This is a genomic window from Pelagibacterium sediminicola (genome assembly GCF_003390885.1).
Classification (GTDB): Bacteria; Pseudomonadota; Alphaproteobacteria; order Rhizobiales; family Devosiaceae; genus Pelagibacterium; species Pelagibacterium sediminicola.
Map to the genome: position 1 here is coordinate 13,509 of NZ_QMEL01000015.1, position 19,660 is coordinate 33,168.

Sequence of the window (19,660 nt, forward strand, 5' to 3'; positions counted from 1 at the left end):
CCATTCCATCCGGGCGGGAGATGAAATTCCCGGCCGACAATATGAGCCGTCCCGTTTTATCGCGCGGGTGGCCATGGACTGGAAATATATCAATGTCCAATCTCAAGGAGACGATCATCATGCAATTTGCAACGGTCCTAAAGGGCGGCCTTCTGGCCGGTTTCATGGCTATGGCCATGTCGGGCTCGGCGCTTGCCGTAACGCTCAACCTGCATAATGGCGGCGATCCCCGCACGCTCGATCCGCATCAGGTTTCGGGCAACTGGGAAGACCGCCCGGTCAGTGACTATATCGAGGGCCTGATGACCCTTGACGCGGTGGGCTCGCCCATTCTGGGGCAGGCCGCTTCCTACGACGTGTCCGATGATGGTCTCGTCTATACCTTCACCCTGCGCGACGACATCACGTGGTCCGACGGTACGCCCGTGACGGCGCGCGATTTCGTCGTGGGCGCCCAGCGCATGCAGGACCCCGCCAAGGCGGCCGACTATGCGTATCTGATGCACTTCATCGAGAACGCCGAGGCGATCAACTCCGGCGAGATCACCGATTTCGACGAACTGGGCGTCAAGGCGCTCGATGACAAGACCGTCGAGATCACGCTCAACGCGCCGACCCCCTATTTGCTGGCGGCGCTCGCCCACTACACGGCCTATCCGGTTCCGGCCCATGTCATCGACGAGGTCGGCGACCAGTGGACCGCCATGGAAAATATCGTCGGCAACGGTCCTTACACGCCGGTCGAATGGGTGCCGGGCTCGTTTATCCGTTCGGTCAAGAACGAGAATTATTACGACGCGGCCAACGTGCAGATCGATGAGGTGATCTACCACATCACCGAAGACGACAATGCCGCGCTCAACCGCTATCGCGCGGGTGAGTTCGATATTCTTTCGAGCTTCCCGGCTGACCAGTACCAGTTGCTTCAGGACCAGTATCCGGGTGAAGCGCACGTCGCGCCGTTCCTGGGTGTATACTACTACGTCATGAACCAGACCGATCCGGCTCTGGCCGATGTACGGGTGCGCGAGGCGCTCTCGATCTCGATCAACCGCGAGGTCATCGGTCCGGACGTTCTGGGCACGGGCGAATTGCCGGCCTATGGCTGGGTCCCGCCGGGCACCTCCAACTATGAGGGCGAAGCCTACATGCCCGACTGGGCGAGCGAGGACTATGGCGCCCGCGTCGAACGCGCCCAGGCGCTGATGGAAGAAGCGGGCTTCGGCCCGGATAATCCGCTCAACCTGCAACTGCGCTACAACACCAATGAGAACCACCGCCGGATTGCCGTCGCGATCGGCGCGATGTGGGAGCCTCTGGGTGTGAATATCGAGCTGTTCAACGCCGAGGTGGGACCGCACTACGATGCGCTCCAGGCCGGCGATTTCCAGATCGGCCGCGCCGGCTGGCTGATGGACTATGACGATGCTTCCAACATGCTCGATCTCCTGAAGTCCGGTGTCTCGCAGGGCGACGGTATCAACTGGGGCAACAACTATGGCCGCTACTCCAACACCGAGTACGATGCCCTGCTCGCCGAAGCCGCAACCGAGCTCGACCTGGAAGCCCGCGCAGCGCTGATGCACGAGGCCGAGGCGATCGCCATGGATGAGTTCGGCGTGCTGCCGATCTACTTCTATGTGTCCAAGTGGGTTGTGTCGCCCTCCATCTCGGGCTTCGAGGACAACGCGGTGGACCGTCACCTCGTGCGTTACATGTCCAAGTCGGAATAAGGCTTGACCCAAGCGTACCGCCGGCTTTCTTGCCGGCGGTACGTATTCCCTAATGATCATCCGCCGATTGCCTCACCTCGTGGGCGGTAAGCAAGGAAACGGCGTTTTCCTGCTGGCGTGACGGGAATTTTCAGATGCTGACATATGTCCTGCGCCGGCTGGCCTCGATCATTCCGGTTGCATTCATTGCCGTTACGGCATGCTTTTTCATCCTGCGGCTGGCGCCCGGTGGCCCGTTCGACCAGGAGCGCGCGCTGCCCCCGGCGATCCTGCGCAATCTGAGGGCGGCTTACGATCTCGACCAGCCACTGGTCATCCAGTATTTCATCTATATCGGGCGGCTGCTGCGCGGGGATCTCGGCCCCTCGATGGTGGTGCAGGATTTTACCGTCTCCCAGCTTCTTGCGCTTGGCCTGCCGTTTTCGCTCATGCTGGGGCTGTTCGCCTTCGTCATCGCGACCGTTGCGGGGATTGCCGCCGGGACGATAGCGGCGGTCAACCAGAACAAATGGCCCGATTACGTGCTGGTGCTGGTGGTGATGATCGGTCTCATCATCCCCAACTTCCTCATGGGCAGCATCCTGCAACTCGTCTTCGGGGTCTATCTCAGATGGCTGCCCGCCGGGGGCTGGCAGAACGGTTCGATGGCGCATCTGGTGATGCCGGTCATCGTGCTCGCCTGGCCGCATGCGGCGCGCATCTCGCGGCTGATGCGCGGCTCGATGATCGAGGTGCTGGGCAGCAATTACGTGCGCACGGCCAAGGCTAAGGGGCTGGGTGAGCGGCTGGTGCTGTCGCGCCACGCCATCAAGCCCGCGCTTATCCCGGTGGTCTCCTATCTGGGGCCGGGGCTCTCTTATCTGCTGACGGGATCGCTGATCGTCGAGCAGATTTTCAGCCTGCCCGGGATCGGGCGCTATTTCATCAATGCGGCCTTGAGCCGCGATTATGGGCTCGTGCTTGGAACGGTGATCTTGTACATGGCGATCATTCTGGTGCTCAATCTGCTGGTCGATCTCGCCTATGCCTGGCTCGATCCCAAGGTGAGGTATCGCTAATGGCCGGGATAACAAGGAAAGACGAAACTCTGAGCCGGTATGCCGACCAGCTCGAAACGCTCGATGCCCCCAAGGGGCGCTCGCTGACCGACGATGCACTGCGCCGGCTGTTTGCCAACAAGGCGGCGATGGTCTCGGTATTCATTCTGGGCGCCATCGTTCTGATTGCGTTCATCGGCCCCTATTTTGTGCCGTGGTCCTATTCGACGGTGGACTGGACCGCGATCCGCAAGCCGCCCGATTTTGAAAAACTGCATTATCTGGGCACGGACCAGAACGGGCGCGATCTCCTGGCAAGGCTGCTGCAGGGCACGCAGATGAGCCTGATCGTTGCCGCGGTGGCAACGGCGGTATCGGTGATCATCGGTATCGTCTACGGGGCTATCGCGGGATATTTCGGCGGGCGGGTCGATGCGATCATGATGCGGTTCGTCGACGTCATGTACGCGCTGCCCTATATCCTGTTCGTCATCATTCTCGTCGTGATCTTCGGGCGCTCCCCGATCCTGCTGTTCGTGGGCATCGGCGCCATCGAATGGCTGACCATGGCGCGGATCGTGCGCGGGCAGACGCTCAGCCTCAAGGAGCGCGAGTTCATCGAGGCGGCAAAGGCGGGCGGGGCCAAGCCCTTCACCATCATCATGCGCCATATCGTGCCCAACCTTGCGGGGCCGGTGGTGATCTATGCAACGCTCACCATCCCCGAGATTATCATCACCGAGAGCTTCCTGTCCTATTTGGGGCTCGGCATCCAGGAACCGCAGACCTCGCTGGGCACGCTCATTTCCGAGGGCGCGCAGGTGATCGAGGTCATGCCGTGGCTTTTGGCCTTCCCCGCCGTCATGCTCGTGCTGCTGTTGCTGTGCCTCTCCTATGTGGGGGACGGGCTGCGGGACGCGCTCGATCCAAAGGACCGCTGAGATGACCGATGTCCTGAATGTGCGCGACCTCAATGTTTCCTTTGCCCTGCACGAAAGCGAGGTCCACGCGGTAAGGGAGCTCGGTTTCGATCTGCGCCAGGGCGAGACCCTTGCCGTCGTGGGCGAGAGCGGGTCGGGCAAGAGCCAGTCGTTCCTAGCCATCATGGGGCTGCTCGCCAAGAACGGGCGGGCCACGGGCTCGGCCAGGATGGGCGATGTCGAACTGGTCGGGATGGCGCCGGGCAAGCTCGACGCTTATCGCGGCAAGGACATCGCGATGATATTCCAGGACCCGATGACCTCGCTCAACCCCTCGCTCAAGGTCAAGACCCAGCTTGCCGAGGTTCTGGTCAAGCACCAGGGTTATAGTCTGGACAAGGCGATAAAGGAATCGATCGCCATGCTCGACCGGGTCGGCATCCCCGCGCCCGAGCGCCGCGCCAATGCTTATCCGCACGAACTGTCGGGGGGCATGCGCCAGCGGGTGATGATCGCCATGGCGCTTTTGTGCCGGCCCAAGATCCTCATCGCCGACGAGCCGACCACCGCGCTCGACGTCACCGTCCAGGCGCAGATGCTCGATCTGTTCAAGGAACTGACCAATGATTTCGGCACGGCGCTCGTGATGATCACCCACAATCTGGGGGTGGTGGCCGGGCTCGCCGACCGGATGATGGTGATGTATGGGGGCAGGGCCGTCGAGACCGGCACGGTCGACGAATTGTTCTACGATCCCCGCCACCCCTATACGCTGGGGCTTTTGTCCTCGACGCCCAACCCGGAATCGCGGGCGCGGCGGCTCAACCCCATTTCCGGCCTGCCGCCCAGCCTCGAACACCTTCCCGAAGGCTGCTCGTTCAACCCGCGCTGCGCGTTTAGGTTCGACCGGTGCCTTGTGGAACGCCCGCCGCTTGAACCGGTGGGTGAAGGCCAGCGCAGGAAGGCGTGTTTTTATGAAGGCCCGCTGGTGGCCGAGGAGCGTTCGGCATGAGTGCTGTTGAACCCAACGTTCCCGGGAGCGCCCCGCTCCTCCGGATCGAGAACCTCAAGAAGACCTTCTCGATCCCCACGACGCTTTTTCGCAAACCCCTGACGCTGACCGCGCTCGAGGATATCAACTTCACGGTCGAAAAGGGTGAAACGCTCGGTATCGTGGGGGAGTCCGGGTGCGGGAAATCGACCCTCGGGCGCTGCATCCTGCAGCTTATCTCGCCCGATGAGGGCAAGGTGCTCTGGCTGGGGCAGGACCTCACCGAACTCAAGCCCGAGGAGATGCGCAAGCGCCGTCAGGACCTGCAGATCATCTTTCAGGACCCGCTGGCCTCGCTCAATCCGCGCATGACGGTGGGGGAGATCATCTCCGATCCGTTAAGAACGCTCCGGCCCGATCTGTCGCGCACTGAAAGGCGGGCGCGGATCATCAGGATGATGGAGGCGGTGGGGCTGCTGCCCGAGATGATCAACCGCTATCCGCACGAATTTTCCGGCGGGCAGGCGCAGCGCATCGGGATCGCGCGAGCGCTCATCACCGAGCCCAAGCTGATCGTGTGCGACGAGCCGGTCTCGGCGCTCGACGTTTCGATCCAGGCGCAAATCCTCAACCTTTTGTCCGAACTCAAGGACGAATTCGGGCTGACGCTGGTGTTCATCAGCCACGACCTGTCGGTGGTCCGGCACGTTTCGGACCGCATCCTGGTGCTCTATCTGGGGCGGATCGCCGAGCTTGCCTCGGGCGAGATGCTCTATACCGACCCCAAGCACCCCTATACGCGGGCGCTGCTGACCGCTGTCCCGATCCCCGACCCGAAACGGGCGCGGATGCGCGATGTCGAGGAGCTGATGGGGGAAGTCCCCTCTCCGATCAACCCGCCCTCGGGCTGCCACTTCCGGACGCGGTGCCGCTATGCGATCGAAAAATGCGCGGCCATCATCCCGCCTCTCGAGGAGATTCCCGGCGGGCGGCTGGTGGCGTGCCACCGCTGGAAGGAGATCGACTGATCTCCTTCGGGGGGCGCGGAGAACCGGGGATTTTTCGGCCAAAAGGTTCTGCGACTCGCGTTGACAGGATGGGCCTTTGCCCCTATGTTCCGCCCAACTTTCAAGCGGCGCCTTGAGCCCCGCCTGTTTTCCTGTTCTCTGAGGCTAGAAATGAAGATCCGCAATTCGCTCAAGGCGCTGATGACCCGGCATCGGGACAACAAGCTGGTCCGCCGCCGCGGCCGCGTCTACATCATCAACAAGGTCAACAAGCGCTTCAAGGCCCGTCAGGGCTGAGAGTGCCGCTCATGGCTGATGAAGAACCCGCCCGTTGAGGCGGGTTTTTTGTTGTGCTGATACGCGTTTTCGGAGCGTGTGGCTTCACCTCTCCCCATCAAGGGGAGGGTGTTTCCTTTGCTCGGATACATCCCACGCACAAGGCCAGCACCCCCCTTGTGGGGGAGGGCTGGGGAGGGGGGGATTCAGCGAAAGCCGAAATCACTGCCTACGATCCCCCGGCCCCATCCTGCCCGACAAAGGCGATCCTGAGCATGTTGGTGGCGCCGGGGGTGCCCAGCGGGACGCCGGCGGTGATGGCGATGCGGTCGCCGGGGCGGGCGAGGCCCTCGATATAGGCGATGGAACAGGCGCGGTCGACCATGTCGTCGAGCGAGATCGCGTCATCGGTCTGGACGCAATGGAGGCCCCAGACGATGGAGAGCCGGCGGACTGTCGTCAGCTTGGGTGAGAGCGCGATGATGGGTTTGGAGGGGCGTTCGCGGCTGGCGCGGATGCCGGTGGAGCCCGAGGAAGTGTAGGTGACGATGGCGGCGAGATCGAGCGTTTCGGCCACCTGCCGGGTCGCCGCCGAAATGGCGTCGGCGGCGGTCGCCTCGGGCTCGGTCGCCTGGGCGCGGATGATGCTCTGATAGTTGGCGTCGTGCTCGACGGCGATGGCGATGCGGTCCATCATGGCGACCGACTGCACCGGATAGGACCCCGAGGCGCTTTCGGCCGAAAGCATGATGGCGTCGGCGCCCTCGAACACCGCGATGGAAACGTCCGATACCTCGGCACGGGTGGGGACCGGCGCGGTGATCATGGATTCGAGCATCTGGGTTGCAACGACCACGGGCTTGCCGAGCTTGCGGCACGTGCGGATCATGCGTTTTTGCAGGCCAGGCACAGATTCGAGCGGCATTTCCACGCCCAGATCGCCGCGGGCGATCATGATGGCGTCGGAAAGCCGGATGATCTCCTCGAGCCGGTCGATGGCCTGCGGCTTTTCGATCTTGGCAAGGACGCCCGCGCGGCCCTGAACGGTTTTCCTCACCTCGATGATGTCCTCGGGACGCTGGACGAAGGAGAGCGCGATCCAGTCGGCCTCGACCTCGAGGGCGGCCTTGAGGTCGGCGCGGTCCTTGTCGGTCAGAACGCCCACTTCGAGCACGGTGTCGGGCAGCGAGATGCCCTTGCGGTCCGAGAGCTTGCCGCCATAGACGACCTCGCAATTGATGGCTTCGGGCGAGGTGGCGGTGACGCGCAGTTCGATCTTGCCGTCATCGAGCAGCAGGCGTTCGCCCGGCTTTACGGCCGAAAGGATTTCGGGGTGCGGCAGGTTCACCCGCGTTTCGTCGCCGGGCGCATCGGATGCATCGAGGGTGAAGGTCTCGCCCTTGGCGAGCATGACGGCGCCATCGGCGAAACGCCCGACCCGGAGCTTGGGTCCTTGCAGGTCGACGAGAATGCCGATGGGATATTTGATGGATTTTTCCACCGCGCGGATCTTGGCGACGGTCTCGTGCAGCACCTCGTGGCTGGCGTGGCTCATGTTGATGCGGAACACGTCCGCGCCAGCGCGGGCGAGTTCCTCGATCACGCCCTGATCGGAAGAGGCAGGGCCCAGGGTGGCCAGAATCTTGACGCGGCGGTTTCTTCTCATTGCGGATCCAGATTGATGTTGGTTTCGGTCAACTGCACCGTCCATTCGGCGTTGTCACGGGTATCGAGCTCGAAAAAGCCGGTGCGTTCATAGCCGCGGGCGAGGCAGTCCTCGACGCCGAAAATCGTAAAGCTCGCGTCCTGGGTGCACATGTAGACCGTGCCGTCCCATGCGCCGCCGCCGAAATCGTCAACGGCGTGCAGATAGTAATAGCGCGAAGTCAGCGCGCCCTGAAAGACCGTGGCGCAGGCGCCCGATCCGGCGACCCACCAGCCCTCGGACTGCCAGCCCGCGCTGGCGCGATACCCGAAGGCGATGGAGACTGTGTTGGCGGTCTGGTTGCAGATCTTGAGATCGGCCCTGGCCGTCTGCGGCAAAAGGATCGCCGCGCCCGCAAGGGCAAGGACGACGACGAGGCTGTGACGGAGCAAAAGCGGCACGTTGGCGGTTCGCGAGGGTGATTTGCAAGGCATCATGTTTCTGGGCAAGGGCCCCCGATATGTCAATGACCAAGACCCTGCTAGGACACAAAATGGTCCGAACTGATGGCAGTCCTGCGACAAAGGCGGGTCAAGCCGGCTTAATTGAACGAATTGAACGGATTGCGTTCAATTCGTTCAGTCAAAATTTTGAAAGTGGGTATCTCCCGGGTTGAAAACTGTGCCGCGTGCGCATCGATCTTAACCCGGATTGGCTGGTGGGGGATGGTTGCCTGTGGGTAATCCGCGCCAAGGGTTGCGAAGGGGCGCGGCATGGTTTTGATAGGAGCGAACGCCGCTTCCGGCGCCATCCCGATTCAGCATCTTTTGCAGGAAACCACCATGTCCGATCACGGTATCGCCCGCGACCAGCTTCGCGCTTTCATCGAACGCATCGAGCGGTTGGAAGAGGAAAAGAAGGCGATCGCCGACGACGTCAAGGAAGTCTACGCCGAAGCCAAGGGCTCGGGATTCGACACCAAGGTGATGCGCCAGATCATCCGCATCCGCAAGCAGGACCGCAACGAGCGCGCCGAGCAGGAAGCGATCCTCGATCTCTACATGCACGCGCTGGGCATGGCGGACGCGCCGGCGCCGGACTACAACCCGGATTGATCCGGCCTGGCCGGTTTGACCGGATGAGGCTGAGTGCTCCCCGATTTCGCTGTCCCGCCACCCGCGCCGGAGGCGATATGGTCCCCGGCTTTCGCCGGGGAAGCGACGGGAAAAATGGATTGGTCTCCGGGGAAACACTTATCCCGTTCAGATGCCCTCGCGCCCGGTCTTGAGCACCTGCACCGCATGGGCTTCCCCGCCGATGGCGGTCAATGCCGTGGCCACGATGCCGTTCCGGTCGAGGCCGGCCTGGGCGTACATGTCGTCCTGTCCGGCCTGATCGATGTAGCGGTCGGGCATCAGGAGCGGGCGGAATTTGAGGCCGGTGTCGAGCAGGCCCAGTTGCGCGAGGCGGGTTGCGACATGGGAGCCGAAGCCGCCGATCGCCCCTTCCTCGATCGTGAGCAGGACCGCGTGGTTTTTCGCGAGGCGAACGAGAAGGTCTTCATCGAGCGGCTTGGCGAAACGCGCATCGGCGACGGTGGTGGAAAAACCGAGCCCCGAAAGCGTTTCGGCGGCGGCAAGGGTTTCGCCCAGCCGTGTGCCGAAGGACAGCAGCGCGATGGTCGTGCCTTCCTTCAAGATACGGCCCTTGCCGATTTCGAGGATTTTTCCGCGTTCGGGCATCTCGACGCCCATGCCCTCACCGCGTGGATAGCGGAAGGCGATGGGGCCTTCGTCATAGGCGGCGGCGGTCGCCACCATATGGCGCAATTCGGCCTCGTCGCCCGCCGCCATCACCACCATGCCGGGTAGCGGAGCGAGATAGGCGAGGTCGAACGCGCCCGCGTGGGTCGGACCATCGGCGCCTACATAGCCGGCGCGGTCGAGCGCGAAGCGCACGGGCAGGTGCTGGATGGCGACATCGTGGACGACCTGATCGTAAGCGCGCTGGAGGAACGTGGAATAGATGGCGCAGAAGGGCTTTAGCCCCTCGGTCGCCATGCCCGCCGCAAAGGTTATCGCGTGCTGTTCGGCGATGCCGACATCAAAGGTGCGAGCCGGAAAGGCCTTGGCGAACTTGTCGAGCCCGGTGCCCGAGGGCATGGCGGCGGTGACGGCGACGATCCGGTCGTCGCGCTCGGCCTCCGCAATGAGGCTTTCGGCAAAGACCGAGGTATAGGAGGGAGCGTTGGAGGGCGCCTTGGCCTGCGCGCCGGTGATGACGTTGAATTTGGAAACGCCGTGATATTTATCGGCCGATGCTTCGGCCGGGGCGTAACCCTTGCCCTTTTGCGTCACCACGTGGATCAGGATGGGGCCGTTATCGGCGTCGCGCACGTTTTTGAGGACCGGCAGGAGGTGGTCGAGATTGTGCCCGTCGATAGGCCCCACATAGTAAAAGCCCAATTCCTCGAACAGCGTGCCGCCGGTCCACCAGCCGCGCGCGTATTCCTCGGTCTTCCTCGCCTTTTCCTTGATGAAGGGCGGCATGACGGTTTCGACGAAATTCTTGGCGGCGTCCCTCATCCCGCGATAGGCGGGGCCGGAAACGAGGCGGGCGAGATAGGCGCTCATCGCCCCGGTCGGGGGGGCTATCGACATGTCGTTGTCGTTCAGGATGACGATGAGGCGCGCATCCATCGCCCCCGCATTGTTCATGGCCTCATAGGCCATGCCCGCAGAGATCGCGCCGTCGCCGATGACGGCGATGACGTTGCGCTTTTCGTCCTTGAGGCCGGAGGCAACGGCCATGCCCAGCCCGGCGGAAATCGAGGTGGAGGAATGGCCGGCGCCGAAGGGGTCGTATTCGCTCTCGCCGCGCTTGGTAAAGCCGGAAAGCCCGTCCTTCTGGCGCAGGGTGCGGATGCGGTCGCGGCGGCCGGTCAGCACCTTGTGGGGATAGGCCTGATGGCCGACATCCCAGATGATCCGGTCGTGGGGGGCATCGAAAACGTGGTGGAGGGCAACGGTCAGCTCGACCACGCCAAGCCCGGCCCCCAGGTGCCCGCCGGTGACCGAGACCGCATCGATCACCTCGGTGCGCAGCTCGTCGGCAAGCTGGATCAGCTCCTCACGCTTGAGCCCCTTAAGGCCGGCGGGCGTGGAGATGGTATCAAGCAGGGGTGTCTTGGAGCTTTCAGGCACGAAACCGGGGACCTTTGCCAAACAATTCGCCCCGAAACGCGGGGCTATGGGCTGGTGTAGCCAGCAAGGCCGGTTTTGGCAACCAAAGAGGTCAAAAACACGGCGGGGCGGGCAGATCGTATCGACGTGCGGAGCTTTTGGTCAGCACCGTAGCCCCCTCACCCCAACCCCTCTCCCACGAGGGGAGAGGGGTGCTGAAGAGCCGAGACATTCGCAGGGTTACCCTTCTCCCCTTGTGGGATTGAGGAATGTCCCGAAGGGTAAATCGCTCCGGTGGAGCGATTTGAATGACGAAAGTGGCCGGAGCGAAGCGGAGGACGGATGAGGGGGGCAGCGGAGCTTGTTGGCGATGCTGATGCCGACTGGCCTTAACGCAGCGTCACCCAGATGGAGCCGTCGCCCGTGCCGGTTGCGCCCCGATCAACGGCTGCGGTGCGGGCGAAGGTGTGGCCGTAGGTGCCTTCGCCCAACTGGGTGGCGGGGTCGAAATCGGCGTTGTCGGGATCGGTGAAGAAGGCGAATTGTGCGCTCGAGAACGCGGAGGGGTGGGTGAAAAGGTCCGTCACGTGATCGAGGTCGGGGGCGAAAAGTTCGCCTTCGCGGGCCTTGAGCGCGGCCAGTGCGTTGGAGGTCGCGGCGTCGGGCTTGCCGTCGAGCGGCAGGATCGGACCGTCGAACAGGTCGGCAAAGCCATCGAGGCCCATTTGCGGGGCGAGCGTTGCGGTGAGGATATCCTCGGGCCTGGGGGCGGTTTCGGGTTCGGGCGCGGCGGCTTGCGCGGGGAGGGGTGCGGGCTGTGCGGCGGGAGCCGCCTCGATCCGCGCATTGGGCGCGGCATAGGCAGAGGCGGTGACCGCCGGGCCGAACTCTGGCCGTGTGGGCGGCTGCTGGTCGAGCGCGGCGATGGCCAGCGCGCCTTCGTTGGGGCTGGCGGGGGCGGTGGCGGCAACGGCCGAAGGGGTGGCGGAGCGCAGATCGGCAAGGGTGCGCGACATGGCCGGGGGGATCGGGGCGGAGGCGACGATCGCTGCCGGGACGCCGATGTCGTCGGCGTTAACGACCGCGAAGGGAATGGTTTGGGGTTCGCCGTTGCCAGTGACAGCGGGGCGCGCGGGCGGCGGCGGGGGGGCGTAGGCGACCTGCTGGACGGGCACCGAATTGACCGTGCCGCTTGCCGGAGCGGGCTGGGGGGGCGGGGCGGCCGCGACCGGCTGGCTGTCGTTGCCGTTATTGCCGGTGATGAGGTCCCAAAGGGTGCGCGTGGAGCCGGTGCTGGCCGTCTGCGTGCCCGACGACCCCGAAGCGCTGCCCGAGCAGGGCACGCGCCCGCAACGCTGGTAGTCGGCTTGCGCCGCCCGGTACCCTTCCTGGGAGAGCAGGTTGCCGTTGGAGGGGATGTGCAGGGTGCGCCCGTCGGGGAATATCTGGCGGAGCTGGGCGGTGGTCATGCGCGGCCAGGCGCGGACCGAGCCGGTATCGAGATGCACGAAGGCCGTGCCCGAGGAGGGGTAATAGCCCACACCGCCGGTCTGCTTGCGAAAGCCGATCTCGCGCAGCCTGGAGACGGGAAAGCCGGGAATGTAGAAATCGATCGCCTTGCCGGCCATGTGCTGGGAGTTGTCGGCGACCGCCGAGGAGTTGGCGGCGAGCATGGCGTTGGTGGCCGGGGAACGGTAGGCGGAAACCACGTGGATCGGCTGGTCCGAGCCGGTTTCCTGATAGACTTCCCACAAAAGGTCCAGAAGCCGCGGATCCATGGTGGCGGGCTCGTTGCGGCGCCAGTCGCGCAGGAAGACGTTGATCTTGTTGAGCCCCTCGCGGACATACTGCCCGTTGCGCTTGAAGACAATGCGCGCGGTTTCCTTGGTGTGGGTGTAATGGAGATAGAGCGCGCGCTCGTTGGCGGCCTGAACCGTCGTGGCCGGGAGCAGCGTCGCGGCCACGAGCATGCCTGCCAGCACAGCCCGGCCCATCCGCCTCAAAAATCGCAATCCCCCGAATGTCACGTCCGGTATGCCCGTTATTTGATTCAAACTGCCGTGACGTTAGCAGCAAGTTGATGAGAGAATCTTAACGCTAACAAGGAGTCAACGCCAGCCCGGCCCCTCTAAGTGCCTCAAATAGCGGGGGAATGCGGCAGGGCCGTGGCGTTAATGTTTATCATGGTTAAGGAAGGGTTGATGAGTTGGTGTATGCCGAAGCATCGCACCCCCTCACCCCCGGCCCCTCTCCCACGAGGGGAGAGGGGGCTCGTAAGCCGAGACATTCGCAGGGTTATCCTTCTCCCCTCGTGGGAGAAGGTGGGCTTTCGCGAAAGCGAAAGGTCGGATGAGGGGGAGCGATGCTTCTGCGAAGCGCCTATTCCAGCCCCAACATCTCGATCACCCTGCCGTCGTGGCCGTAGATGTCGGCGAAGGAGCGGACGGTGCCATCCTCATCGATGCGCAGGGTGAAGTAGCTCAGATGGACGGGGACGTGCTGGTCCATGTTGAACCAGCGCTCATTGTTGCCCAGCGAGCTTTCAAGGGATGCGACGGTGAAGTTGGGCTCGAATTCGAGCAGGGCCCGGGCGAACTCGAAGGGGTTTTCGACGCGCACGCAGCCCGAGGAGATGGCCCGCATCGAGCGCTGGAAGAGGCCCGGAGAGTTGGTGTCGTGGAGATAAACGTCATGGGTGTTGGGGAAGAGGAATTTGACCATGCCCAGCGCGTTCGAGCGCCCCGGCTTCTGGCGCACGCGGAAGACGGCGGGATTGGCTTCCGACCAGTTGACCGAGAAAGGATCGACGCGCTGGCCGCCATAGAACAGCTCCATGTTCTGGCTGGCGATGTAGCCGGGATTGGCGGCGACGCGCGGCATCACGTCCTGACGCAGAATGGTTGGGGGGACGTTCCAGTAGGGGTTGGTCACCACATGACGGATCTTGTCGGAAAAGATCGGGGTCTGGCGGCGGGTCTGGCCGACGATGACGCGGGTTTCCCAGACGGTTTCGCCATATTTGGAGACTTCGAGCCGGTATTCGGGGACGTTGACGAGGACGTGGAAATCCCCCAGATCCTCGGGCATCCAGCGCCAGCGCTCCATGTTGGCGACGATCTCGGCGCGGGTGGCGCCCGCCGCGCCGTTGAGCGCGGCGATGGTGGCGGGGCCGACGACGCCATCGGGGTTGAGCCCCATCGTGGTCTGGAAATCCTTGACCGCGGCGACGAGGGTTTGATCGTAGACGCCGGTAAAATCCTCTCCCGGAACGGGGACGCCGAGCCGTTCGCGCAGCAGGGGAACGCGGGGATCGCTCATGCCGGTTCTGATGAGCTTGCCGTCGGGTATGGCTTCGACAGCTTCGATGGCGCCGTCATAATGGCGGGCGAGCAGGTCGCGCAGGGCGACGAATTCGCGGTGCGCGGGATGAAAACTCATGAGGAGGGCGGCGGGATCGTCCGATGCCGAAAGATTTTCGAGCAGAGCTTTCTCGTCGACACGCTTGATCGCAACGTCGATATAGCCCGAGACCGAGGCGGGATCGAGCCGGCCTGAATGGGCGTCCCGCGCATAGCGGAGCATGGCCGCGGAAAATTCGCCTTCGAGCGCGGCGAGGCGTTGCGGGTCGCCCGACGCGGCGGGGATGTCAAGCGCGCCGGTGAGGTAATCGGCGGGATCGAGCCCTTCGAGATGGGCGCGTCCGAAAAGGTCGATGACCCCTTGCGCGGCTGGGGTGAAGGCGGTGTTCCCGGCCTCGTCTTCAACGAGCCAGAGCGGGGCGAAGTGGCGCGCGCCATAGAAATAATAGAGCTGTTCGGCGTCGGTCCGGGCGCGGCTGCCGGCGGGCGCGGTGGCGATGGCGTCGCGCAGCCCGTCGCGGATGGTGCGTTCGAGCCCATTGCGCGGCGGGGCCACAAGGATGCGCGCGGTCTCGAACTCGCCGACAAGGACGGTCTCGTAAGCGGCGGCGGGAAGGATCGTCAATGGCAGGACGGACGCGGCGGCGAACACGCCGAGCCCGATCCCAAAAGTAAAAGACTTTATATTCACCCAGGCCCTCTTTGCCATGCGGTTACGCGCCCAAACCGAATCCGCACGATCATCGCGATCAAACTACAAAACCAAGCTTAACGGGCCAACACGGTGTCGTGATTGTGAACACATCGCGCGCCGGGTGCGGCTTTCAGGCAACATCGTTTTCCAGCCCGTATTCCTTGAGCTTGCGGTAAAGTGTCGAGCGCCCGATGCCGAGCTGGCGGGCGACCTGGGCCATGCGCCCGGCGTTGTGCTCGATGGCAAAGACGATGAGGTCCCTTTCGATTTCCGCGAGCGGCAGCAGATTGCCGGTCGGGTCGAGGAACCGGTCGGGAATGACGATCGGCTCGGGATCGGGCAGGCGGGGCAGGGCGGGTGCGTCATCGATATGGATGGGTTCGGCAGGCGTAAAGAGCGAGGGGCCGGGCAGCCGGGCCTCGTCCGCGCCCCGCCGCAAGCCAAGAATCTGCGGGAAGTCGGCGGGCTGGAGGACGGGGGTTTCGGCGAGCACCACGGCGCGGAAGATGGCGTTTTCGAGCTGGCGGATATTGCCCGGCCAGTCATGGGTCATGAGCAGGTCGAGTGCGTCGCGGGAAATGGACGATACCCGGCGGCCTTCCTCGGCGGCAAAGCGCGCGATGAAGGTTTCGACAAGGGCCGGCACGTCCTCCATGCGCTCGCGGAGCGGGGGCACGTAGATGGGGAAGACGTTGAGGCGGTAATAAAGGTCCTCGCGGAACAGGCCATCGCGCGCAAGGTTGAGAAGGCGGCGGTTGGTGGCCGAGATGACGCGGACGTTGACGCGGACCGGTTTTGCGGCGCCGACGGGTTCGATCTCGCCGTCCTGGAGGGCGCGCAGGAGTTTTACCTGGGTTTCGGGGGGCAATTCGCCCACTTCATCGAGAAAGAGCGTGCCGTTATGGGCTTCGCGGAATTTTCCGGGCGCATCGGCGATCGCGCCGGTGAAGGCGCCCTTGACGTGGCCGAAAAGGGTCGATTCGACGAGATTGGCGGGAATGGCCCCGCAATTGACGGTGATGAAGGGTTTGCCGCTCTTGTCGCCCGACCCCTGGATGGCGCGGGCCAGCAGTTCCTTGCCCACCCCGGATTCGCCTTCGATGAGCACGGGAATGGTGCTGGCGGCGGCCTTCTTGCCCAGCACGAGGGCGCGGGCCATGGCGGGGCTTTTGGAGATGATGTGGGAGAACGAGAAGGTGCCCGAGCGGCGGGCGCGCTCGGCGGCAAGGCTGGTTTCGAGCGTGCCCAGCTTCATTGCATTGCGCAGGGAAACGGTGATGCGTTCGGGGGAGACGGGCTTGACGAAAAAATCGGTCGCGCCGAGCCGCATGGCGGAGACGACGGTATCGAGCGAGGATTGCGCGGTCATGACGATGACCGGGATGGCGTGGCCCTGGCGCTTCATGGCCTCGAGCACGGCCATGCCGTCCATTTCGGGCATGACCAGATCGAGCAGGACCGCGCCGATGCCGGGGGTCTCTTGAAGCAGAGTCATCGCCTGGGTCCCGGAATTGGCCACGAACGGGGTAAATCCCGCGCGCTCGACAACCTCACTCGCCAACCGGCATTGAACCGGATCGTCGTCGACGATCAGAACCTTGTACATGTAGGGCAATTCGCTCCCGGACACTCAACAACCGCTCCGGCACATGGCGAAGGCGAATCGCAATGTGTGCCGATTTGGGTCAGGTTAGGAGCGAGGGCTTAACAGGGTTTTAAGCACGATGCCCGCAGGAGCGAAAAGCCCGGCGTGGGACCGGGCTTTTGCTGCATCAGTGGTGGCGATGCTCGGGCATGTCCTTGAGCTGGTCCTTGGTCCAGCCGGTAACGGCATGCACATCGCCGTTCTCATCGCGCATGAACTCAAGCTCGGTGAGCGGCACCGCGACGGGCTTTGCGCCGATGCCGAGGAAGCCGCCCACATCGATCACGGCGGCGCCAGCGGTGCCTGCGCCGTCGATGTGATCGACCGTGCCGACCTTATGGTCATCGGCGCCGTAGATGGCAGCGCCTTCGAGAATGGCCGGGGTCAACTCGGTGGCGGTGAGACGAACGTGGTTGGTATGGTCCATTATTGGAATCCTCCTGTGCTTGAGCAGGCACAACCTGTGCACAAGGGGCGATGTTCCATCACAATTGCGACCGTTCGCGCCCTTGGCACGGTGGGGGCGACTGGATAAGGTGCGCGCGCATCATTTCATAAAGATTCATGGAGCGTTCGCCGATGGCCGTTTCCCAGCCGCAAGCAGGGCACAATCAGTTGGGGAAACTGCCCGAATGGGACCTTTCCGATCTTTATCCCGGCACGGGGTCCGACGAGATCAAGGCCGATCTTGCGTTTCTGGACACCGAAACCGGCGCTTTCGAGGGCGAATACAAGGGCAGGCTGGCCGAGCTTGCGGCGGACGAGGGGCTGATCGAGGCGGTGCGCCGCTATGAAAAGCTCGACGAGGTGATGGGGCGGCTGGGCGCCTTTGCCTATCTCAATTACGCGCAGAACACGCAGGACGCCGCGCGAGTGAAGTTCCTCGGTGATACGCAGGAAAAGCTCACCACGCTTTCGACGCGGACGCTGTTCTTCACCCTCGAGGTCAACCGCATCGAGGACGGCGTGCTCGACGAGGCGTTTGGGCGCGACGCGGCGCTGGCGCGGTATCGTCCGTGGTTCGAGGAGTTGCGCAAGTCGCGGCCCTACCAGCTCGAAGACCGGGTCGAGGAACTGTTCCACGACAAATACGTCACCGGCCATGCGGCATGGAATCGCCTTTATGACGAAACCATCGCGGCGCTCAAATTCGACGTCGAGGGGGAAACGCTGGGGCTTGAACAGACGCTTTCGCTGATGAGCGAAAAGGACGAGCAAAAGCGTGAATCGGCCTTCGGGGGGCTGACGAAGACCCTTGGAGAGAACAGGCGGCTTTTCACCCACATCACCAATGTGCTCGCCAAGGACAAGGAAATCTCGGACCGCTGGCGCGGGTTCGAGGATATCGCCGACAGCCGGCACCTGGCCAATTCGGTGGAGCGCGACGTGGTCGATGCGCTGGAGGCGGCGGTACGCGAGGCGTATCCCAAACTCTCGCATCGCTATTACAAGATGAAGGCCGAGTGGTTCGGCAAAGACAGGCTCGACGCCTGGGACCGCAACGCGCCGCTGCCGATGAGCGATGATCGCATCTTCGAGTGGGAGACCGCGAAGACCACCGTGCTCGATGCCTATGGGCGGTTCTCGCCCCGGCTGGTGGAACTGGCAGAGCCGTTCTTTGCGGGCGGCTGGATCGATGCGCCGGTGCGCGATGGCAAGGCATCGGGGGCATTCGCGCACCCCACCGTCACCACCGCCCATCCCTATCTGATGCTCAATTACATGGGCAAGGCGCGGGACGTGATGACGCTGGCGCACGAACTGGGACACGGGGTGCATCAGCGACTGGCGGCAGGCCAGGGCGAACTGATGGCGCCGACTCCGCTGACGCTGGCGGAAACGGCGAGCGTTTTCGGCGAAATGCTGACCTTCCGCGCGCTGCTCGATGCGGCCACCGACCCCAGCCAGCGCTTTGCGCTTCTGGCCTCCAAGGTCGAGGATATGCTCAATACTGTCGTGCGGCAGATCTCGTTTTACAGCTTTGAGCGCAAGGTGCACACGGCGCGGCGCGAGGGAGAATTGCGCACCGAGGAGATCGAGGCGTTCTGGATGGAGATCTCGGCGGAAAGTCTTGGTTCCGGTATCAGGCTCAATGAGGGATATGAAACGCTCTGGACCTATATCGGGCATTTCATCCACGCCCCGTTCTATGTCTATGCCTATGCTTTCGGAGACTGCCTTGTGAACTCGCTTTATGCGCAGTATGAGAAGGCAAACGAGGGGTTCGCGGAGCGCTATTTCGCGCTGCTCGAAGCGGGGGGATCAAAACATCACTCCGAACTTCTTGCGCCCTTCGGGCTGGATGCCCGGGACCCGGGGTTCTGGTCGCTCGGCCTTTCGATGATCGAGGGGCTGATCGACGAACTGGATGCAACCCGTCCGTGATGGCGGGCCGGACAAAGACTGATAAGACGCAGAGGACAGACATGGCCGAACAGCAAGCGGTAACCTTCTCGACCAAGCCGATCAGCGAAAAGCAGAAGGAAAAGGAATTCGTCGAGCACACCAGCACCTATGGTGCGTTCCTCCAGCTCCTCAAGTGGAGCATCATCACGACCGTGGTGATCCTGATCGGGCTTTATTTCATCTTCGTCCATTAAGGCTTTCCCGGCTTGGGGACAGGGACTGAAAACATCCGCGGCCGGCGGGCATTCCCGGTCGTGGATCACATGGGGCGCCGCGCCGATCACCGGGCGGCTGTGAAAGGGTAGGCAAATGAAGATTGCCGTGTTGCGCGAGCGGGCTGTCGATGAGTCCCGCGTTGCGGCGACGCCGGAAAGCATCACCAAGCTGATCGGGCTTGGGGCTTTTGTGAGCGTCGAAAAGGGGGCGGGTGAAGGCTCGCGGATTCCCGATGCGCTTTACAAGAACGCGGGGGCCGAGATTGCGGCGACGGCAGCGGCGGCGCTCAAGGGCGCGGACGTGGTGCTGGCGGTGCGGCGGCCTGAGGCTGGGGCGCTGGCGGGTGTCAACAAGGGCGCGCTGGTTCTGGCGATCATGGACCCTTACGGCAACGAGGCCGCGCTCGGGGCACTGGCCAAGGTGGGGCTGCAAGCCTTTGCCATGGAACTGATGCCGCGCATCACGCGCGCGCAGGTGATGGACGTTTTGTCCTCGCAGGCCAACCTTGCGGGCTATCAGGCGGTGATCGATGCCGCCGGTGCGTTTGAC

The 19,660-nt window shown here is 63.4% G+C and carries 18 protein-coding genes; 10 read left to right on the forward strand and 8 right to left on the reverse strand.

The window, feature by feature from the left end; genetic code table 11:
• Positions 1 to 119 precede the first annotated feature (119 nt).
• The 6 genes from DQG18_RS15365 to ykgO all read left to right on the forward strand — a co-directional run bounded on the left by DQG18_RS15365 (position 120) and on the right by ykgO (position 5,985).
• Positions 120 to 1,733, forward strand: coding sequence for a peptide ABC transporter substrate-binding protein (locus DQG18_RS15365; protein ID WP_116655145.1), 1,614 nt, complete (start codon positions 120 to 122; stop codon positions 1,731 to 1,733).
• 134 nt (positions 1,734 to 1,867) lie between these two features.
• Entirely contained in the window at positions 1,868 to 2,791 is a 924-nt protein-coding gene (locus DQG18_RS15370) for an ABC transporter permease (RefSeq protein ID WP_116655130.1), read from the forward strand.
• Complete coding sequence (locus tag DQG18_RS15375; RefSeq protein WP_116655131.1) at positions 2,791 to 3,711, forward strand: ABC transporter permease; 921 nt, start codon at positions 2,791 to 2,793, stop codon at positions 3,709 to 3,711. Before DQG18_RS15370 ends, DQG18_RS15375 begins: the two co-directional genes overlap by 1 nt.
• 1 nt (position 3,712) lies before the next feature.
• Entirely contained in the window at positions 3,713 to 4,702 is a 990-nt protein-coding gene (locus DQG18_RS15380; protein WP_116655132.1) for an ABC transporter ATP-binding protein, read from the forward strand.
• Positions 4,699 to 5,709, forward strand: coding sequence for an ABC transporter ATP-binding protein (locus tag DQG18_RS15385; protein ID WP_116655133.1), 1,011 nt, complete (start codon positions 4,699 to 4,701; stop codon positions 5,707 to 5,709). Before DQG18_RS15380 ends, DQG18_RS15385 begins: the two co-directional genes overlap by 4 nt.
• A gap of 150 nt (positions 5,710 to 5,859) precedes the next feature.
• A complete protein-coding gene (gene ykgO / locus DQG18_RS15390; protein WP_116655134.1) occupies positions 5,860 to 5,985 on the forward strand; it encodes a type B 50S ribosomal protein L36 in 126 nt (41 codons plus the stop codon).
• A 208-nt stretch (positions 5,986 to 6,193) separates the two neighbouring features.
• Here the strand turns inward: ykgO and pyk are convergent, their stop codons facing one another.
• The 3 genes from pyk to DQG18_RS15405 all read right to left on the reverse strand — a co-directional run bounded on the left by pyk (position 6,194) and on the right by DQG18_RS15405 (position 8,420).
• Positions 6,194 to 7,630: a pyruvate kinase gene (pyk, locus tag DQG18_RS15395; protein ID WP_116655135.1), complete on the reverse strand. Its 1,437-nt coding sequence runs from the start codon at positions 7,628 to 7,630 to the stop codon at positions 6,194 to 6,196.
• Positions 7,627 to 8,070 carry a DUF1036 domain-containing protein gene (locus DQG18_RS15400; RefSeq protein WP_245958501.1) on the reverse strand — a complete coding sequence of 148 codons (444 nt, stop codon included), beginning with the start codon at positions 8,068 to 8,070 and terminating at the stop codon, positions 7,627 to 7,629. The genes pyk and DQG18_RS15400 overlap by 4 nt, the downstream gene beginning before the upstream one ends.
• A gap of 140 nt (positions 8,071 to 8,210) precedes the next feature.
• Complete coding sequence (locus tag DQG18_RS15405; RefSeq protein ID WP_116655136.1) at positions 8,211 to 8,420, reverse strand: hypothetical protein; 210 nt, start codon at positions 8,418 to 8,420, stop codon at positions 8,211 to 8,213.
• Between the two features lie 31 nt (positions 8,421 to 8,451).
• Here DQG18_RS15405 and DQG18_RS15410 point away from each other — a divergent pair, with 31 nt between their 5' ends.
• Complete coding sequence (locus DQG18_RS15410) at positions 8,452 to 8,724, forward strand: DUF2312 domain-containing protein (protein ID WP_116655147.1); 273 nt, start codon at positions 8,452 to 8,454, stop codon at positions 8,722 to 8,724.
• 147 nt (positions 8,725 to 8,871) lie between these two features.
• Here DQG18_RS15410 and dxs read toward each other — a convergent pair whose 3' ends face one another.
• The 5 genes from dxs to DQG18_RS15435 all read right to left on the reverse strand — a co-directional run bounded on the left by dxs (position 8,872) and on the right by DQG18_RS15435 (position 16,916).
• On the reverse strand, positions 8,872 to 10,812 hold the full coding sequence (gene dxs, locus DQG18_RS15415) for a 1-deoxy-D-xylulose-5-phosphate synthase (RefSeq protein WP_116655148.1): 1,941 nt from the start codon (positions 10,810 to 10,812) through the stop codon (positions 8,872 to 8,874).
• Positions 10,813 to 11,180: 368 nt separating this feature from the next.
• Positions 11,181 to 12,785, reverse strand: a complete 1,605-nt coding sequence (locus tag DQG18_RS16385) for a peptidoglycan L,D-endopeptidase MepK (protein ID WP_198669801.1) — start codon at positions 12,783 to 12,785, stop codon at positions 11,181 to 11,183.
• Positions 12,786 to 13,170: 385 nt separating this feature from the next.
• Positions 13,171 to 14,841 (reverse strand): L,D-transpeptidase family protein, encoded by a 1,671-nt coding sequence (locus DQG18_RS15425; RefSeq protein ID WP_198669799.1) that lies wholly within the window; start codon positions 14,839 to 14,841, stop codon positions 13,171 to 13,173.
• Between the two features lie 133 nt (positions 14,842 to 14,974).
• A complete protein-coding gene (locus DQG18_RS15430) occupies positions 14,975 to 16,450 on the reverse strand; it encodes a sigma-54-dependent transcriptional regulator (protein WP_116655138.1) in 1,476 nt (491 codons plus the stop codon).
• 166 nt (positions 16,451 to 16,616) lie between these two features.
• Positions 16,617 to 16,916: a PRC-barrel domain-containing protein gene (locus DQG18_RS15435; RefSeq protein ID WP_116655139.1), complete on the reverse strand. Its 300-nt coding sequence runs from the start codon at positions 16,914 to 16,916 to the stop codon at positions 16,617 to 16,619.
• Between the two features lie 152 nt (positions 16,917 to 17,068).
• On the opposite strand from DQG18_RS15435, the gene DQG18_RS15440 reads away from it, so the two are divergent.
• The 3 genes from DQG18_RS15440 to DQG18_RS15450 form a co-directional block, all read left to right on the forward strand.
• The gene (locus DQG18_RS15440; RefSeq protein WP_116655140.1) at positions 17,069 to 18,874 is read left to right on the forward strand and encodes a M3 family oligoendopeptidase; all 1,806 of its coding nucleotides are present in this window, start codon (positions 17,069 to 17,071) and stop codon (positions 18,872 to 18,874) included.
• Positions 18,875 to 18,915: 41 nt separating this feature from the next.
• Complete coding sequence (locus DQG18_RS15445) at positions 18,916 to 19,089, forward strand: aa3-type cytochrome c oxidase subunit IV (RefSeq protein WP_157970205.1); 174 nt, start codon at positions 18,916 to 18,918, stop codon at positions 19,087 to 19,089.
• 115 nt (positions 19,090 to 19,204) lie between these two features.
• The coding region (locus DQG18_RS15450) for a Rossmann-fold NAD(P)-binding domain-containing protein (protein ID WP_484237539.1) at positions 19,205 to 19,660 on the forward strand (456 nt) is incomplete at its 3' end.

Coding starts and splice junctions, on each gene's coding strand:
- DQG18_RS15365 (WP_116655145.1), top strand. CDS start 120: ATGCAATTTGCAACGGTCCTAAAGGGCGGCCTTCTGGCCGGTTTCATG.
- DQG18_RS15370 (WP_116655130.1), top strand. CDS start 1,868: ATGCTGACATATGTCCTGCGCCGGCTGGCCTCGATCATTCCGGTTGCA.
- DQG18_RS15375 (WP_116655131.1), top strand. CDS start 2,791: ATGGCCGGGATAACAAGGAAAGACGAAACTCTGAGCCGGTATGCCGAC.
- DQG18_RS15380 (WP_116655132.1), top strand. CDS start 3,713: ATGACCGATGTCCTGAATGTGCGCGACCTCAATGTTTCCTTTGCCCTG.
- DQG18_RS15385 (WP_116655133.1), top strand. CDS start 4,699: ATGAGTGCTGTTGAACCCAACGTTCCCGGGAGCGCCCCGCTCCTCCGG.
- ykgO (WP_116655134.1), top strand. CDS start 5,860: ATGAAGATCCGCAATTCGCTCAAGGCGCTGATGACCCGGCATCGGGAC.
- pyk (WP_116655135.1), bottom strand. CDS start 7,630: ATGAGAAGAAACCGCCGCGTCAAGATTCTGGCCACCCTGGGCCCTGCC.
- DQG18_RS15405 (WP_116655136.1), bottom strand. CDS start 8,420: ATGGCGCCGGAAGCGGCGTTCGCTCCTATCAAAACCATGCCGCGCCCC.
- DQG18_RS15410 (WP_116655147.1), top strand. CDS start 8,452: ATGTCCGATCACGGTATCGCCCGCGACCAGCTTCGCGCTTTCATCGAA.
- DQG18_RS16385 (WP_198669801.1), bottom strand. CDS start 12,785: ATGGGCCGGGCTGTGCTGGCAGGCATGCTCGTGGCCGCGACGCTGCTC.
- DQG18_RS15430 (WP_116655138.1), bottom strand. CDS start 16,450: ATGTACAAGGTTCTGATCGTCGACGACGATCCGGTTCAATGCCGGTTG.
- DQG18_RS15435 (WP_116655139.1), bottom strand. CDS start 16,916: ATGGACCATACCAACCACGTTCGTCTCACCGCCACCGAGTTGACCCCG.
- DQG18_RS15440 (WP_116655140.1), top strand. CDS start 17,069: ATGGCCGTTTCCCAGCCGCAAGCAGGGCACAATCAGTTGGGGAAACTG.
- DQG18_RS15445 (WP_157970205.1), top strand. CDS start 18,916: ATGGCCGAACAGCAAGCGGTAACCTTCTCGACCAAGCCGATCAGCGAA.